15 protein-coding genes, 1 riboswitch and 1 other annotated feature are annotated in these 16,709 nt (G+C 27.5%); of the genes, 1 reads left to right on the forward strand and 14 read right to left on the reverse strand.

The genetic code is table 11. The annotated features are described in order from the left end of the window. Window positions 1-213: 213 nt before the first annotated feature. The 12 genes from Q0Y03_RS13215 to cobT form a co-directional block, all read right to left on the reverse strand. Window positions 214-1,695, reverse strand: coding sequence for a cobyric acid synthase (locus Q0Y03_RS13215; RefSeq protein ID WP_297714277.1), 1,482 nt, complete (start codon window positions 1,693-1,695; stop codon window positions 214-216). Beyond that, window positions 1,688-2,350 (reverse strand): diphthine--ammonia ligase, encoded by a 663-nt coding sequence (locus Q0Y03_RS13220; RefSeq protein WP_297714278.1) that lies wholly within the window; start codon window positions 2,348-2,350, stop codon window positions 1,688-1,690. The genes Q0Y03_RS13215 and Q0Y03_RS13220 overlap by 8 nt, the downstream gene beginning before the upstream one ends. Window positions 2,351-2,383: 33 nt before the next feature. Further along, complete coding sequence (locus Q0Y03_RS13225) at window positions 2,384-3,139, reverse strand: ABC transporter ATP-binding protein (RefSeq protein WP_148323571.1); 756 nt, start codon at window positions 3,137-3,139, stop codon at window positions 2,384-2,386. An 11-nt stretch (window positions 3,140-3,150) separates the two neighbouring features. Further along, entirely contained in the window at window positions 3,151-4,182 is a 1,032-nt protein-coding gene (locus Q0Y03_RS13230) for an iron ABC transporter permease (protein ID WP_297714279.1), read from the reverse strand. Further along, a complete protein-coding gene (locus tag Q0Y03_RS13235) occupies window positions 4,163-5,092 on the reverse strand; it encodes an ABC transporter substrate-binding protein (RefSeq protein ID WP_297714280.1) in 930 nt (309 codons plus the stop codon). The genes Q0Y03_RS13230 and Q0Y03_RS13235 overlap by 20 nt, the downstream gene beginning before the upstream one ends. 324 nt (window positions 5,093-5,416) lie before the next feature. Beyond that, window positions 5,417-5,599, reverse strand: a riboswitch (cobalamin riboswitch). A gap of 23 nt (window positions 5,600-5,622) precedes the next feature. Further along, a complete protein-coding gene (cobD, locus tag Q0Y03_RS13240) occupies window positions 5,623-6,699 on the reverse strand; it encodes a threonine-phosphate decarboxylase CobD (protein ID WP_297714291.1) in 1,077 nt (358 codons plus the stop codon). Between the two features lie 56 nt (window positions 6,700-6,755). Further along, window positions 6,756-7,703 carry an adenosylcobinamide-phosphate synthase CbiB gene (gene cbiB / locus Q0Y03_RS13245; RefSeq protein ID WP_297714281.1) on the reverse strand — a complete coding sequence of 316 codons (948 nt, stop codon included), beginning with the start codon at window positions 7,701-7,703 and terminating at the stop codon, window positions 6,756-6,758. A 19-nt stretch (window positions 7,704-7,722) separates the two neighbouring features. After that, complete coding sequence (locus tag Q0Y03_RS13250; RefSeq protein WP_297714282.1) at window positions 7,723-8,325, reverse strand: histidine phosphatase family protein; 603 nt, start codon at window positions 8,323-8,325, stop codon at window positions 7,723-7,725. Between the two features lie 131 nt (window positions 8,326-8,456). Then, window positions 8,457-8,834, reverse strand: a complete 378-nt coding sequence (locus Q0Y03_RS13255) for a bifunctional adenosylcobinamide kinase/adenosylcobinamide-phosphate guanylyltransferase (protein WP_297714283.1) — start codon at window positions 8,832-8,834, stop codon at window positions 8,457-8,459. 63 nt (window positions 8,835-8,897) lie between these two features. After that, window positions 8,898-9,674: an adenosylcobinamide-GDP ribazoletransferase gene (locus tag Q0Y03_RS13260; protein WP_297714284.1), complete on the reverse strand. Its 777-nt coding sequence runs from the start codon at window positions 9,672-9,674 to the stop codon at window positions 8,898-8,900. 74 nt (window positions 9,675-9,748) lie between these two features. After that, the gene (locus tag Q0Y03_RS13265; protein ID WP_297714285.1) at window positions 9,749-10,345 is read right to left on the reverse strand and encodes a bifunctional adenosylcobinamide kinase/adenosylcobinamide-phosphate guanylyltransferase; all 597 of its coding nucleotides are present in this window, start codon (window positions 10,343-10,345) and stop codon (window positions 9,749-9,751) included. 8 nt (window positions 10,346-10,353) lie between these two features. Further along, window positions 10,354-11,448 (reverse strand): nicotinate-nucleotide--dimethylbenzimidazole phosphoribosyltransferase, encoded by a 1,095-nt coding sequence (gene cobT / locus Q0Y03_RS13270; RefSeq protein WP_297714286.1) that lies wholly within the window; start codon window positions 11,446-11,448, stop codon window positions 10,354-10,356. A 114-nt stretch (window positions 11,449-11,562) separates the two neighbouring features. On the opposite strand from cobT, the gene Q0Y03_RS13275 reads away from it, so the two are divergent. Next, on the forward strand, window positions 11,563-12,420 hold the full coding sequence (locus Q0Y03_RS13275) for a choline kinase family protein (protein WP_297714287.1): 858 nt from the start codon (window positions 11,563-11,565) through the stop codon (window positions 12,418-12,420). Between the two features lie 395 nt (window positions 12,421-12,815). Here Q0Y03_RS13275 and aspS read toward each other — a convergent pair whose 3' ends face one another. Together aspS and Q0Y03_RS13285 are read right to left on the reverse strand one after the other, a co-directional pair. After that, window positions 12,816-14,105, reverse strand: a complete 1,290-nt coding sequence (gene aspS / locus Q0Y03_RS13280) for an aspartate--tRNA(Asn) ligase (protein ID WP_297714289.1) — start codon at window positions 14,103-14,105, stop codon at window positions 12,816-12,818. Between the two features lie 251 nt (window positions 14,106-14,356). Continuing rightward, window positions 14,357-14,588, reverse strand: a binding site (T-box leader). Window positions 14,589-14,727: 139 nt separating this feature from the next. Continuing rightward, window positions 14,728-16,287: a DNA mismatch repair protein MutS gene (locus Q0Y03_RS13285; protein ID WP_297714290.1), complete on the reverse strand. Its 1,560-nt coding sequence runs from the start codon at window positions 16,285-16,287 to the stop codon at window positions 14,728-14,730. Window positions 16,288-16,709 lie beyond the last annotated feature (422 nt).

The raw sequence follows: 16,709 nt of genomic DNA on the forward strand, positions 1-16,709 counted from the left end.
AGACCAAGACTTTGCCTCCGACTTCCTTCAGATTCCATCTCACGATGGACACCCTTGTCATTAGCTAGTGGTTCCCACTACCAAGCCCACAACGGACTTTCACCGTCAAGTTGTTGCCCATGCTGGGCGCACAATAAAAAGAAGTAGCTTAATTTATTTTTACTACTTCTTACTTTAAATATCTTTTATATAAAACTTAAAATCACTAAGTAACTATATATTTATTACTCTTCTTATATTAATATTCTCTTCAAATATCTTAGCCAACTCATCATACTGATTTAATTTATAAACTCTATAATCCAATAATTCTTTTTCTATAATATTTAACCCTTTAGTTTCTCTAATATCATTAATAAAACTCAATAAAAACTCTTTCTCATCAAATATCCCATGTAAATAAGTTCCTAAAACATTCTTTTCTTTATTATAAACACCTAAAGCTTCATCATTTTCACCTTTTATGAAAATTGAGCTTTCATCTTTAACCTTTGTAACACCATTATGAATTTCATATCCCTTAACCTTAACTCCAATACAAGATTTAAATATATCACAAGAATCTTTAATAATTCCACTAATTTGTTTTGTTCTTTTTTCCTCATTAAAGATAGTTTCTATATCAAGAAAATCAAATCCCTTTTCTGAAGTAGCTTCCCCTTCAATACCTTTTAAATCATTTATACTTCTACCAAGCATTTGATATCCACCACAAATCCCAAGTATAATTGCCCCTTCTTTTTCTAGATCTTTTATTTTATCAAAAATTCCATTTTCCTTTATAAATCTTAAATCATTTATAGTGTTCTTAGTTCCTGGTATTATTATTAAATCTGGTTTATTTATGTCTTCAGCATTATTTACATATCTTACAGTAACATCATTCAATCTTTCTAGATTATTAAAATCAGTAAAATTTGACATATGAGGTAACCTTATTATTGCTATATCTAATCCTGTTATATCTTTATTTTTTATTCTTTCAGTTACACTATCCTCATCTTCTATATCTAACTCAAAGTAAGGCAATACCCCAAGAACTGGTACTTTTATAATATCTTCTAACTGTTTCATTGCACTTTTAAAATAATCTACATTACCTCTAAATTTATTTATAATAACACCTTTTACTCTAGCTCTTTCATCATCATTTAAAAGCATTAAAGTACCTAATACTGATGCAAATACCCCACCTCTATCTATATCTGCAACTAATATTACATCTGCATCTGCTGCTTTTGCCATTGACATATTAGCTATATCAGTTTCTCTTAAATTAATTTCAGCACAACTGCCTGAGCCTTCTAATATCATAACTTCATAATCTTTTGAAAAATTATCAAAGGTCTCCTTAACAATTTTTTTAAGCTCTTTATTTAAGTCTTTATATTTATAAGCATCCATAGTGCAATGAACTTTTCCATTAACAATAACTTGTGTTTTATTATTGCCACTAGGTTTTAATAATACAGGATTCATATATGCCATAGGCTTTAACTCACAAGCCTCTGCTTGTACAACTTGTGCTCTTCCCATCTCTAATCCATCTTCAGTTACATAAGAATTTAATGATATATTTAATGCTTTAAATGGTGCTACCTTAAAACCTTTATTTTTATAATATCTACATAATGCTGTTGCTACTGTACTTTTACCTACACCCGAAGCTGTTCCTAAAACCATTATCTTATTCATTTTCACTGTCCTTTACATCTAAGAAACCATGGGTTTCATTTTTAATAATATTCAAGTGTTGAAATTTAATTGGATATTTAAATATTGGGCCATCATATACAAATGTGTGATACTCACCATTTTCTCCACAAGCATCTGATTCTGTTTCTTTTATATCTTTAACTACTTCTCTTGTTAAAACTTTTCCTAAGAAATCTTCTCCCATACATTCAAGCTTTACATTTTTTATTACTGTTTTAAAACCACTATCTATAAATTCATAAACTAACTCTTCTCTATTTTCTTGCCATAAAGGAAAATTTGCTTCTACTCCTGCTTCATTACATCTTGCAGTACACCATTCTCTATGTGGTTCTAAATCTATATCTCCAAATACACATGAATCAATTCCTAATCTATCTTTTGCCTTAATTAATGCTTCAGTGAATTTACTTTCATAATCATTACCCTTAGTTTCTACTAATATTAACGGTATATTTAATGATTTAGATACTTCTTTTATTAAATTCTCAGGAATTCCGTGAAACCAAGATCTATTTTCTTCTTTATTTACTGTTACAAGTAAAGCTGCTGGAGTATTCCCCTTCTTTATCATTCTATATAATGCTAAAGTACTATCTTTTCCGCAACTATATGACATTATAAACTTCTTCATAAGAATACCACCCCTTATTAATATTATAAATAACTACTTCCACCTTTCTAAAGCATCAATCATGAATCCTTTTACATCTACTCCATAAACTTCTTTCAATTTTTCTCCACTTAATACTTCTTTAGCAGTTCCTGAACTAATAATTTTACCATCATTCATCATTACTACTTTTTCACCAAAAGTTTGAACTAAGTTTAAGTCATGTAATACAGCAACAACAATTTTATTATTTTCTTTAGTCCATTTATTTAGATAATCTAATATTTCTATTTGACATTTTAAATCTAAGTGATTTGTAGGTTCATCTAAAAGAATTACATCTGGATCCTGTGCAAATGCTCTAGCTAAATACACTCTTTGTAATTGTCCTCCTGATAATTCACTTATTAGTTTATCTTTAATGTCTATTAAACCTACATTAGCTATACTTTTAAGAATTATTTCATCATCTTCTTTATTTATTCTTGAAAATACGCCTTTTAAGTGCGCATATCTTCCTAAAGCTACTGTTTCATAAACTGTATATGGGAAATATATATTACTAGCTTGAGTCATTAATGCAACATTTTTTGCTAAATCTTTTCTATTTAATTTACTAATTTCCTTTGAATCAAGCTTCACACTTCCCTTATATTCTAATAAATTAGCAATTGATTTTAAAAGAGTACTCTTACCACAGCCATTAGGTCCAACTATACAAAGATTATTTCCACGCTCAACACTAAAGCTTACACCTTTAACAATTTCTTTATTGTCATATCCACATCTAACTTCCTTTATTTCTAGCATTAAAACATCTCCTACTTTGACTTTTTAAAATATATATAAGCAAAAAATGGTCCACCAATTAATGCTGTTATTGCTCCAACTGGTAATTCTGACGGTGCTACTATTGTTCTTGATATTAAATCAGTAATTATCATCATACAACCACCTAATACCACTGACATCGGTATAACATAAGCATGCTTCGATCCAAATATTTTCCTAACAACATGTGGAGCAATTAAATCTATAAACCCTATAGTTCCACTAAGAGCAACAGCACTTCCTGTAAGAACTGCTACAAATAAAAATAATCTTCTTTTAACTTTATTTGTATCTACTCCAATAGCTTTTGCTTCATCTTCTCCAAAAGTTAATACATCCATTTCTTTAAAATAAAAAGATACACCTAAAAGACCTATAACAAAGAATGGTAAACCTGCTTTTACATAGCTCCATCCCTTCATAGAAAATGATCCCATTGACCACATGGTTATACTTTGCATTTTATCTGAAGCCAAAGCTGAAATAGTAGTTAATGTAGCACTAAAAAATAGTGATAATACCATACCTGCTAATATTATTGTTGTATTAGAGAATCCCTTATCAACTTTTTGAGAAAACTTCAATACTATTATCATAGTAACTAAACTACAAGTAAATCCAACTATTGGCATAGTTAATCTTCCTAAGAATGGAATTGATACTCCTGTCACAATGATGATTCCTACACCTAATGATGCACCAGAGGATAATCCTAATGTATATGGCGATGCTAATTGATTTTTCAAAACTGATTGTACTATAGCGCCACTAGCTGCAAGAGATCCACCAACCATAAATGCAAGCAAAACTCTAGGTAATCTTAAATTCCATATAATAGTCACTTGCTTTGGGTCAATTCCATCTAGTAGTGGGACACTAAAAAACTTATTAGCTAAAATAGAAAAAGTATCAAATATGCTAATATTGGAACTCCCACTGGAAGTTCCAATATATATAGCTAATAATACCAATGGAATTGATAATATTAATAATATTTTATTTTTAGAAGTCTTTATATTCATCTGGATAAACAGCCTTAGCCATTTCTTTTAATGCTTTTATTATATTTTGTGATGATCTTGAAGAAGAGTTTTTATCAATTTGATATACATCACTATTCTTTACAGCAGTTATTGTATCCCAACCTTCTCTACTTTTTATATCTTCAACTGCAGTTAAACCAGCCTCATTTGTTCCTGGAGTATTTGCTAAAATAACATCTGGATTAGCATCTATAACAGCTTCTGGAGTTACTGTTATCCATGAATTTTCTTCACCAAATATATTAGTTGCTCCAATAGTTTCTATCATTTCATTTAAGAATGTTTCATTTCCAAATGTGTAAAGTCCTGAACCTGCTCCAATTTCAAAATAAATATTTTTCTTATCTGTTATAGTATCACCTATAGCTTTTATAGCTTCTACTTCTTTTTTCATTGAATTTATTAAATCTTTTCCTTCTTTTTCTGTATCAGTTAAGCTTGCAATAAACTCAATATCTCCATATATTCCATCAATACTATAGCTACTTGGAATATAAGCAACTGGAATTCCTGCCTCTTTTATTAAAGCAAATGGATCTTCATCTCCTGCTTTATTATGTCCTGATGCAATAACAATATCAGGATTTAAAGCTATAATAGCTTCTGCATCTGGATTTCTAAAATCTATTTTAGGTAAATCTTCGCTTATTCCTTCAACATCAGCTGAGTACTTGTCTACTGCTACTAATTTATCAGCTAAACCTAAAGCTACTAATACCTCAGTATTAGATGGTGCAGTAGATATTATAGTATTTACTTCCTTAGGAACATTAAATTCATTTCCTTCTCTATCTTGCATTGTTGTAGGTTTACTTGAACATCCTACAAATATCATCATAGCCATTACAAAAGTAGCTATTAATGATAAAACTTTTTTTGTGTTTTGCATTATTATTCCTCCTAAATTTATATCTTAGAGTAGTGCCAATTTAGTTAGTAGTTATAAAATTTAAACTTATATTTTTGTTTATACCAAATCCTTTAATAAATTTTATATCTAACTAAAAAAGAGCGCTTCGTTTGTGAGAGCGCTCTAAAATACATAATAATTTTCGATAATTTACTGATTAATACATCTTTTTAAATAAATGTTTAAAAAATAAACTTAACAATTTATCTTATTAAAATAAATTCCTAATATTTAAAATTCATATAAGTAAGATATTAATTCAATTATCTCTTATTCGTATCTATTATCTCACCCTCAGAAGATAATATTTTTCTCATAGTAGGCAGGTCTCCCGGCTTAACTTCATCCTACTTTCCATACCTTCCCGCACTTATCATGCAGTGGCAAATTAAATGAATTTCGTCAGTTTTACGGTTACTGGGGTAGCTTAGGATTCTAACCTAATTCCCTATTAAGATTATAAACACCTATTATGGTTTAAATTCATACTGATTATATATTTCTATATTTTATTTGTCAAATAAAATATTTTTTAATTCACTAATTAATTTATTATTTTCTTCCCTAGTTCTTACTGCTACTCTATAGAATTTATTATTTAGTCCAATATAGTTATCACAACTTCTAATTAATATTTTTCGTTTTATAAGCTCACTTTTTAAGTCTAAGTCTATTAATAATTTAAACATTATAAAATTTACACTAGGCTCAAAAACTTTTAAGCTATTAATTTCTTTTAAAGCACTATATAAATATTCTTTCTCATTTTTTACATATACTATACTTTCTTCAATATAATCTTTTTCCTTTAATCCTTGAATAATTGCCTCCGAAGCTATTACATTAACACTCCAAGGTACTATAACCTTATTAATTTTATTTATTATTTTATTATTTGAACATAGTCCATATCCTATTCTTGCTCCAGGAATGGCAAAAAATTTAGTCAATGATTTTACAATTATAATATTTTTATAATCCATTAACAAATCATTGCTTAAATACAGTTCATTTGGTTTAACAAAATCTAAAAAAGATTCATCTATCACTACTATTGTATCGGTAATTAGTGCTTTATTTAGCACTTTTCTTATAAATTCTTTTGTTGTTAAACAACCTGTTGGATTGTTAGGATTACAAATAAAAATTATATCTATATCATCTTTTATTTTATCAATAAATTCATAGTCTAAATTAAAATCATTATATTCCTTTAGTTTATAGTATTCTATTTCTCCATTAACACTTATAATTGCTTCTTCATATTCTGAAAAAGTTGGAGCTGGTAATAGTGCTTTTCGTGGACTTAAAGCTCGTACAATATTAAATATTACTTCTGCCGCACCATTTCCTAATGTTATATTGCTTATATCTATTTTTTCAAACTCTCCAATAGAGTTCTTTAAATCAAAATAAGTTATATCTGGGTATTTAACTACTTTATCAATTGCATTTATCATAGCAGTTTTAACATTTTCATTTAATCCTACAGGATTTATATTCGCTGAAAAGTCTACTATTTCTTTTGAGTTCAATTTATATTTTCTTGCAATTTCCTCAGTATTTCCACCATGTACCGCCAAAATATTTCCTCCTAAAAAATATATACTAAATCTTAACTCTAAATTTCTTTAAGCTTAAGTTATATAATCACATTTATAATCCAATTAATAATTAACGCCATACAGCACCCTAAAATAGCACTGCAATATAATATATTATTTGTTTTGTTTACTTTATCAATATCTATTTTATCTATATCATCACCTATAGTTGGCTTTTCTACAAGCTTTCCAAAATAATAATTTGAACCACCTAATTGAACATTTAATGCTCCTGCTACAGCGGCTTCCGGATGAGCACTATTAGGACTACTATGATTATTTTTATCTCTTTTATAAATTTTAAAACTATTTTTATAATCTAAACCTAAAGCAAAAGAGGCAATAAATATAAAATATCCACTTAATCTTGCGGGAATATAATTAAATACATCATCTAACTTTGCTGGAAAATATCCAAATTCAATATATTTATCATTTTTATATCCAAACATTGAATCCATTGTATTTACAGCTTTATACAAGAAAGCTAGTGGAGCTCCCCCCATGCCAACATAAAAAAGTGGAGCAATAACTCCATCTGACATATTTTCAGCCACTGTTTCTACAACTGCTTTTAATATGGCCTCTTTATTTAAGTTTTTGGTATCTCTTCCAACTATATATGATAACTGCTTCCTTGCTCCCTCAATATCATCCTGTATCACATATTTCACAACCTTTAAACCTTCAACTTTAAGGGCCTTTGTTGATATACAAAAATAGATCATTATAGCTGATAATATTACTCCTAAAACATTATTAATTGCATATGCACCTTTTAATAAAAGATAATTAAATAAAAACACAATTAATACTACAGTTATCCAAGTTAATAAACCAGCTATTTTTAATGATTTTTTTAATACTTTTCTAAAAAACTTTTCTGTTGCTTTACATAAAGATCCTATTATTCTAATTGGATGAATTGGATTTTGAGGATCTCCAATTATTAAATCTAATAAAAAACCTAATATCGTTTCTATCATTGTTCTAACCTTTCCATAATTAAATATTATCTATATTTATAATTTCAAATCCCTTGTGCTTTTTCTCTAAGGTTAAAGTATATCCTCTTCCACATGATGGTTGATGTTCATAAAAACTCTTACTACTATCATAAAAAATTTCTATTATAGTACCTATTGTTCCTCCATGACAAACTAAAACTGCTGTACTTATACTTTCTTTATAACACTTCTCTATAAACTTATTAAATGCTTCTTTTATTCTTTCTCTATATTGAATTTTACTTTCTCCATTAGGGCATGATACTTGTCCATCTTTATCAGTAATCCAATTAATATATTCTTTATTTTCTTTTAACATATCATAGCTTTTCATTTCAAAATCACCAAAGTCATATTCCCAAAACTCATTAATTTCATCATATACTTTTTTAGGATACAGAATTTCTAATGTTTCATTTGCTCTTTTTGCTCCACTAGTAAAAAAACTATTACATTCTGGATATTTTATTGTATTTTTAATATCATTTAGCTCCCTTATTCCATTTTCACTTAAATGTATATCACTCTTTCCACAATAAAGATGTTTTTCATTTGCTTCTGTTTTACCATGCCTTATTAAAGCTAACATCAACTTATTCATAATTTTATTTTCTCCTTATAGTTATCTTCTACGAGAATATCACTTTTAAGGCTTTTGTACAACTAACTTTTAAAAAAAGAAAAACCAACAAATAACATTGTTGATTAAACATAGTTTTGTAGACTTATATATTAATCTTTAATTATTGTTGGTATACCACAAAATATTCTATATACACATGAAGATTCCTTAGATAGATACTGAAGGCATCTTCCTGTTTCTTCTCTCCAGATTCTATCTTCTTTTTTTAAGGGGACTATTCCACTTGAAATCTCATCAGAAATTATTATTTTATCTTTAAATAGATTTATATTTTCTTTTATATAATGTAGTGAATTTATATCTTTTAATATATTATTATATGTAAATCTATGAAGTCCACAAATAACTTTTTTAGAAAAATCAATTTCATTTACACTACAGTAAAATATATCATCTTCCTTAACGTTGAACTTCTCTTTAACAAAATCTAGTTTTCCATTATATGCTCCACCAAAAACTAAAACCATAATTTTCTCCTTAAAACTAAACTTATGATATTCATACTTATTGACTTTATATAACTTTAATAGTTATATAAAACTTAAAATTAAAATTCCAATAGTTTCTGCAATAACAAGTCCATATCCAGCACTGTCTCCTGACATTCCCCCAAATTCTTTAACTGCATTATTAACAAAAAAAGTACTTACTAAAATCATTGCTAAACTCATTATTAATCCACATATTCCAAAAATAAATATTGAAATTATACTTGATATTATCAAAGATGATAATAATATAAATCTATCTATTTTTCCTGTTCCTTGTTTAAAAAATGCTCCTAATGAGCTTCCTTTCATAGACTCCTTTGATAATAATAAATATCCCATTAGACTTCTTGAAATAATAGGTATTAAAATTAATCCAATAGTACTAATATTAATAGAGTTATCTTGAATACTATTACTTATTACAGTATAAAGCCCTGAAAAATTTACTACAAATAACATTACTACAGATATTACTGCAAAAGCTCCAGTATGAGGATCCTTTAATATTCTTAACTTTTCCTCTTTATCTCTTCTAGATAATAGAGCATCACACACATCCATATACCCATCTAAATGAAGCATTCCAGTTAATATAAATGGTATTATTAATGTGATTGCAGTTGTTACCATTATACTTGCTCCTAATAAATTAAGTAATCTAAAAACTCCATACCAAATAAGCCCTACAATTAAACCTATTGCAGGATAAAACTTCATTATATTTTTTCCACCTTCATCATCCCATTCATATCTAGGTAATGGAATAACAGTAAACATACTTATCGCCATTAAAAATCCCTTAAAATATTTCTTCATTTTTCCTCCTTACAATATATGGGTGTACCTCCGGGGTCAATCCAAATTTTGGATTGACCCAGGAGGCGCTCCCATTATCTGGCTCTATCTTTATGATAAATTATATTACCATAAGAACATTCAACTACAATATCAGAAACCTCTGCTAACTTTCTATTTATAATTCCTATTTCTTTTCTAAAGCTTTCTGTATAGCAATCATATTGAATACTATCACTAAATAAATAATCCGATACTATAACTATATCGCCAGCTGCACTAATAATTTCTAATATTCCAGATAAGATATCCTCACTGACTTCTTTAAAAAAATCCTTTCCTTGAAACATATAATTTGTAACAAGGGATGTTATACTATCTATTAAAACAGTATCTTCTTTTTGTATCATTTTAGAAACTTTAATCATATCTATTGTTTCTTCTATTGTATTAAATCCATATCCTTCTCTTTCTTTTAAATGATTTTCTATTCTTTTTAGGTCCTCTAAATCATATGGATTCATGGTTGCTACATAATATAGTTTTCCATTTTTATTTTTTAAATCCCCCCCTAACTCACTATCTAAATCTTCTTCTAAATAATTTTTTAAAGATTCATTTAATGATTTAGCTAAATCTTGTGCAAACATTGATTTTCCACTTTTAGCTCCACCAACTACTAAAGCAATCATATTAACTCCTAAACTATATAATTTTCTTCTCCTCTAACCTCATCTAAATAATCATCATTTATTTCTGCTTCATCAAAAGTAGCCATATTATTCATCATTGCTAAACTAAATTCAACTATAGAAAATGCTATTGGACACCCACTTCCTTCTCCTAATCGCATATCCAAATTAACCATAGGCTCTAAATTTAATTCTCTCATTGCAATATTATAACCAATCTCTTTAGAGCAATGTGATGGTATTAAATACCCTCTTACTAATGGATTTATCCTTACTGCTGCTAATGCTGCAACTGATGAAATAAATCCATCTATAACTACAGGTAACTTATAATAAGAAGCTCCTAAAAAAACACCAATCATTCCTGCTATGTCAAATCCACCAACCTTAGCAACTACATCAATAGGATCATTTCTATCAGGTTCATTAACTTTAATTGCTTCTGATACCACCCATTTTTTCTTTTCAAATGCATCTTTAGTTATTCCTGCACCTTTTCCAACCGCCTCTTCAACAGAGCATCCAGTTAAGCTTACAAGAACAGAACTACTTGTTGTTGTATTTCCAATTCCCATCTCGCCAACACCTAATATATTATACCCTTCCTCATAAGCCTTCTTTGTCATTTCTATCCCTATATTAATTGCTTTTACACATTCATCATAGCTCATAGCTTGTCCCTTAACTATATTATAGGTTCCTTTTCTTATTTTTCTATCTATGGCACCAGGTATTTTTATATCAGTATTTACTCCAATATCTACTACCTTTAAATCACAATTATTTTCTTTAGCAAGTACAGCTACTCCCGTTAATCCTCTTGAAAAGTTAATTGTTTGTGCTAATGTCACACTTTGAGGTGCTGAAGCAACGCCCTCCTCTACTACCCCATTATCTGATGCCATTATAATAATACATTTTTTATTTATAGAATTTTTTATCTTTCCTGTAATTCCTGCAAGCTTTATTGCTATATCTTCTAATTTCCCTAGACTTCCTAAAGGCTTTGCTAATGAATCAACTCTTATTTTAGCCTCTAACATAGCTTGCTTATTTAAATCACTTGTATTATCAATTATATATTTTAATTTTTCATCTTCCATGATTCCACCCCAATTATTTATTTGAAATACCTTCTTTTTTTGTTATAATACTTTATTATTTGTTTAAATGTCAACAATGGCATATTGAAATACTTTTTCATTTAGGAGAACAATATGAACACTACTTTAATAAAATTTTTAAAAACTGAACTTAAATGGAATATTCTAAACATCTCTTCTATAGAAAAAATAGGTGGCCTTAGTAGTGAAAACTATAAAGTTTCTTATAATAACAATAATTATTTTGTTAAAATATGCACTGACAATTATCTTCATACTGATAGAAACAATGAATTATCAATAATAAATAAAGCAGAAGAACTAAATATAGCTCCTCATCTATACTATTTTTCTACTGAAACTGGGAATATGGTAAGCAGTTGGATTCATGGAAATATGCCGTCCTTAACTGATTTTTCTTCAATAAAATTTTTACACAGACTTTCTGATTCTTTAAAAAGTTTTCATAGCTTAAAATGTGAAAAATACTTTAATCCTTTTGAGCATATAAGAAAAAGAATAACTATATGTAAAAACTTAGATCTTCATTTACCTGAATCTATAGATATGCTTCTAAATCATTTAAGCGCATTAGAAATTAAGCTTACTAATGATCCTTTAATTGGACTTTGTCATAATGACTTAAATGCTTCAAATATTATTTTAAGTAATGATAATTTATATTTTGTAGATTATGAATACTCTTCTATGGGAGATGTTTTTTTTGACTTAGCAACTATATCTTGGTTTTTTACTGAAGATTCTAGAAAACAGTTATTAACTCTATACTTTGGAGAATTTAAAAATGAATATTATCAAAAGCTTTTAGACTATCTTTTTATAGTCAAGTTTTACAATGCTACTTGGTCACTACTTAAATCTTTAGATTCTAACTCTGATTATGATTATTTAGCTGGAGCAGAAATGATATTTAAAGAATTACTTAACTATAATTCTATAAGAAAATTTTAACTAAATTATTCGTTAGAGCTTGAATTGCCGTGATGACGAAAATTAATGATATTATCTCCAAGAATTGTGTAATTTGCGTTAAGAATTTAATAATTGATTTAGTAAAATTGGCGTTAAGTGAAGCTCTAAATTTAAATTTAGTTAGCTGAACTTACTCCTCTTAGCGATAGTGAAGAGTAAGTTTCCTTTTAAAAGGAAGCACCTTCTCCTTACGTCGAATGTGTAAGTTCGATTAACAAAATTGAAATTTTGAATCTCACTTAAGTTTAAAAACTTTAGCCAATTTTACGGAATCAATTATATAAATTCTAGGTGAAAATTTCACAGTTCCCAGAAAATAAATATTTCATTTTTTTCGTTCACATGTGGTTCGCAATAGAATTAAACTGTTAATTCTACGGAATTAATCTTTTTCTATCTCTGGTAAATAGTGTTGCTTCTCTAACATTTTCTAAATCTAATAATTTTGCTGTTATTCTTTCTAATCCAATGGCAAGTCCCCCATGCTTAGGCATACCATATTTGAATACATCTAAATAACTATCATATTCATGCGGATTAAATCCTTTGCATTTTATATTTTCAATTAATTTTTCATATTCATGAATTCTCTGACCACCTGTAGTTATTTCTATACCTTTAAATAATAAGTCAAAGCTATGAGTTCCTTTCTCTCCTAATGGCATAGTATACATTGGTCGTTTTTTTCTTGGGTAATTAGTTAAAAATACAAATTCACTATTATACTTTTCTTTTATATATTTATAAATTAACTTTTCACCTTCTGGGTCTAAGTCTCCTTCTAAATCACTCTTGTTATATTCTTTCTTTAAGATATTTAATGCTTCGTTAAAATCAACTCTTGGAATGCTCTCTTTTATCTCTGGAATACTTACTTCTAATAATTCAAAATATTCTTTACAGTTAATATTTAACTTGTTTAATATATACTTTAACATTTGCTCTTCAAGATTCATAATATCTTTTTCATCATTAATAAATCCCATTTCTAAATCCATGCTTACATACTCATTAAGATGCCTATTAGTGTTATGCTCCTCTGCTCTATATGCATGCCCAATTTCATAAACTCTTTCAAATCCAGCAGCCACCATCATTTGTTTATAAAACTGAGGACTAGTTGCTAAATAAGCTTTATTTTCAAAATATTTAACCTCAAAAAGATCCGCTCCTCCTTCTGCTCCTTCTTTTACAATTTTAGGAGTACGAATTTCTGTAAATCCTTCACTATTTAAGAACTCTCTAAATCCATTAACTATTTCATTTTGAACTTTAAAAATAGCATTTACTTTTGGATGCCTTAAACTTAATACTCTATTACTTAACATAGTATCTAAATTACATTCCAAACTTTCCTTATTAATTTCTATTGGCAACTCATTTATTGAATTATTTATAACTTCTATCTCTTCAACTACAATCTCGAAGAAATTTAATTTATTATTACTTTCCTTTACTTCTCCTATAATTGACACTACTGATTCTAACCTTATATTAGATATATCAATTTTACTGTTATCTACTATACATTGGACTAAACCACTTCTATCTCTTAATATAACAAAAGATATACTCTTTAACTTTCTAACCTTATATACCCATCCTTGGATATTAGCTTTATTATTAATACAACTATTTAACTCACTAACTAATCTTCTTTTCATTTACTTTACCTCCAAATTGCCATTTTAAATTTATTTTTATAATTAATTTACTATTAAGTAATTTTATTGCGCGCCTAGTAAAACTACTCAACTAAAAAAATCCCCTTGAGTGTCAAAACTCAAGGGGCAAAATCAATTTGCGGTACCACCCTTTTTAACAAAGTCAATATAATAATTAATTTAAAATGTATACCAACACTAGATACTAAACTTCAAATTATAACTATCCATTAAAAAAAGCTTTCACTCCATTTAGGAGTGAAAGCTTATATCTTCACGGTACCATCCTAATTTAACAATATATTATATCAATACTTTGTTATCTCAAGTCCCTATAACGTGGGATATCCGTCTTATCCTACTATAATTTTCAGATAAGCTTCTCCAGAATGTCTTTCAGTATTTTCTTTCACATAGGCTTACACCATCCCTACTCGCTTTAGATACTCAATAAATACTTACTCTTTCCTTCAAAGAATTTAACTTTTAACTTATGATATTCCTAAATATATTAATTGTCAATATATTTTAATAATAATTTCAAAATTTTATAGCCCGTTATAGTTTACATCTAGGTATGATAAATTTAAATTTTAAGTATAAATTACACCAATAAAATATTTTACTTTTCAAATTTTTTTGTTAAACTCATAGCCTCTTCAATTATTTCTATTGGATACCCCATATACTCTAAAAGTTTAATTGCATTCCTTGACTTAACAATCCCAGCTTTTATTTTATAATCAAAAGATAAACCCTTCTCATAATCTACCTCTTCACTAAAATAATAAAAATCATAAATATCTTTTAATGCATGAGTTAACTCTTTATCATGTGTTGTTACAAACGTAATTGCACTCCTCTTATTTATATAATTTAATATTGCAGTAGATGAAGAAATTCTTTCAATGGGATTAGTTCCTCTAAAAATTTCATCTATAATGCATAGTGGTGTAACTTTATCATCTAGTGAATTTATTATACAAAATATTGCTTCAACCTCTGCTAAATAATAACTTTTACCTAAAGTAACGTCATCCTTTGGACTTATTGACGTTACTATATTAAGAAAAGGTGCTTCATACTTTGATGATAATATAAAGTAAAATGTTTGTGCAAATAATACATTAATTCCTATCATCCTTAAAAAGGTTGATTTTCCAGACATGTTCGTTCCTGTTAAAACTACGCCTTTTTTCTCTATAGCTATTGAATTGCTAACTGGCTTTTCCAACAAAGGATGAATTCCATCTTTTATGTTCAACTTTCTTTCTTTTACAAAATTGGGTTCAGATATCCTTTTATTAACTATCTCTTTATAGATTCCAACAGAAATAAAGGCTTCTATTTTCCCTAATTCATAATAAAGCTCTAGCAACTCATTTTTATTTTCTTTAATTTTATCTATAATTCTATAATATGAACTTTCTACTATTAAAAATGGTACTAAAAATGGTTCTAAGATTCCACCATATATTGCAACTAAATTAATTAACCAAGTGTTAATTCTTATAAAACTAAGCTTATCTAATAATATTTTAAGTTTTCTAGTATTTAAATTTGCTTTCTTATCTAATTCCACTACGCTTTGTGCTGCAGTTAACATTTCATTAAGATAAATCAAACCATTAGTAGATACCTTTTTAGTTTCATAGCTTACTATATTAGGTGCTATTATAAAAAATAAAAATACTAAAAACGCAATATATTTATTAAAAGTTAAAAACATAAATATTATTAATATAAAATTACTTATTCCGAATAATGAATAAAAAATCCCTTTTAATTTATTGCTCTTAAGATCCTTTTTCATCATTTCTAGAAATCTATTTTTCTTATCAAAACCTAGATTATGAAATATATACTGAATTTTAGCTCTTAATTCTTTATCATCATTAATTTTAAATATAACCTTATTTCTTTCCCTTAATGATGCTTCATCCATTAGTGGTTCTCTTAACATTTTATATAATGCAGCTTCACCAACACTTGAGTAAGTTCTATCTATTTTACGAAAAACATTCTCCAAATCTAAATCATAAAAACATTGTTCATCAATTGTATATGGCTCCTTACCTTGCATATCAAAAAATTCTCTAATAATTTTAATATCGTTATACTTATATTTTTCATCCTTATAGTATTTTTTTAATACCTTTAATGATTTCTTAGAATATATCATTTTTAGTACCTCTTAGTATATTGATACTTATATATTGAAATTCCAATTAAAACTAATAATATAATTAATATTATTATAAATATATTGCTTTGTAATAATATTACATAGGTATATGGATCTATATTAAATAAATGTCTTGAAACTAATTGAAGTATAAGTGAGAAAATAAAAATTCCTACTAAATAACTAACAATCTTACTATTATTAAAATTAATATTTACTTTGATTTTACTTTTTTCACTTATGGATACAACTATAGCCTCCCTAGCTGCTGACGTTAGTGTAAAGTTTTCTACACTACTTCTCTTTTTAAATCTTTATATATCAAGGTTTCGCAAGTTTTTTTGTATAAAAAAACAACGACCCCCTAATTTCATGTTAAAATTGAATCTCCTACAAAACAAAAATAACCATGAAAGGAT

This window comes from Clostridium sp., assembly GCF_026168755.1.
Taxonomy (GTDB): Bacteria; Bacillota; Clostridia; order Clostridiales; family Clostridiaceae; genus Clostridium.

What these genes read in the sequence shown, in the direction of transcription:
- Q0Y03_RS13215 (WP_297714277.1), bottom strand. Translation starts at nt 1,695, where the DNA reads ATGAATAAGATAATGGTTTTAGGAACAGCTTCGGGTGTAGGTAAAAGT.
- Q0Y03_RS13220 (WP_297714278.1), bottom strand. Translation starts at nt 2,350, where the DNA reads ATGAAGAAGTTTATAATGTCATATAGTTGCGGAAAAGATAGTACTTTA.
- Q0Y03_RS13225 (WP_148323571.1), bottom strand. Translation starts at nt 3,139, where the DNA reads ATGCTAGAAATAAAGGAAGTTAGATGTGGATATGACAATAAAGAAATT.
- Q0Y03_RS13230 (WP_297714279.1), bottom strand. Translation starts at nt 4,182, where the DNA reads ATGAATATAAAGACTTCTAAAAATAAAATATTATTAATATTATCAATT.
- Q0Y03_RS13235 (WP_297714280.1), bottom strand. Translation starts at nt 5,092, where the DNA reads ATGCAAAACACAAAAAAAGTTTTATCATTAATAGCTACTTTTGTAATG.
- cbiB (WP_297714281.1), bottom strand. Translation starts at nt 7,703, where the DNA reads ATGATAGAAACGATATTAGGTTTTTTATTAGATTTAATAATTGGAGAT.
- Q0Y03_RS13250 (WP_297714282.1), bottom strand. Translation starts at nt 8,325, where the DNA reads ATGAATAAGTTGATGTTAGCTTTAATAAGGCATGGTAAAACAGAAGCA.
- Q0Y03_RS13255 (WP_297714283.1), bottom strand. Translation starts at nt 8,834, where the DNA reads ATGGTTTTAGTTTTTGGTGGAGCATATAATGGAAAACTAGATTTTGTT.
- Q0Y03_RS13260 (WP_297714284.1), bottom strand. Translation starts at nt 9,674, where the DNA reads ATGAAGAAATATTTTAAGGGATTTTTAATGGCGATAAGTATGTTTACT.
- Q0Y03_RS13265 (WP_297714285.1), bottom strand. Translation starts at nt 10,345, where the DNA reads ATGATTGCTTTAGTAGTTGGTGGAGCTAAAAGTGGAAAATCAATGTTT.
- cobT (WP_297714286.1), bottom strand. Translation starts at nt 11,448, where the DNA reads ATGGAAGATGAAAAATTAAAATATATAATTGATAATACAAGTGATTTA.
- Q0Y03_RS13275 (WP_297714287.1), top strand. Translation starts at nt 11,563, where the DNA reads ATGAACACTACTTTAATAAAATTTTTAAAAACTGAACTTAAATGGAAT.
- aspS (WP_297714289.1), bottom strand. Translation starts at nt 14,105, where the DNA reads ATGAAAAGAAGATTAGTTAGTGAGTTAAATAGTTGTATTAATAATAAA.
- Q0Y03_RS13285 (WP_297714290.1), bottom strand. Translation starts at nt 16,287, where the DNA reads ATGATATATTCTAAGAAATCATTAAAGGTATTAAAAAAATACTATAAG.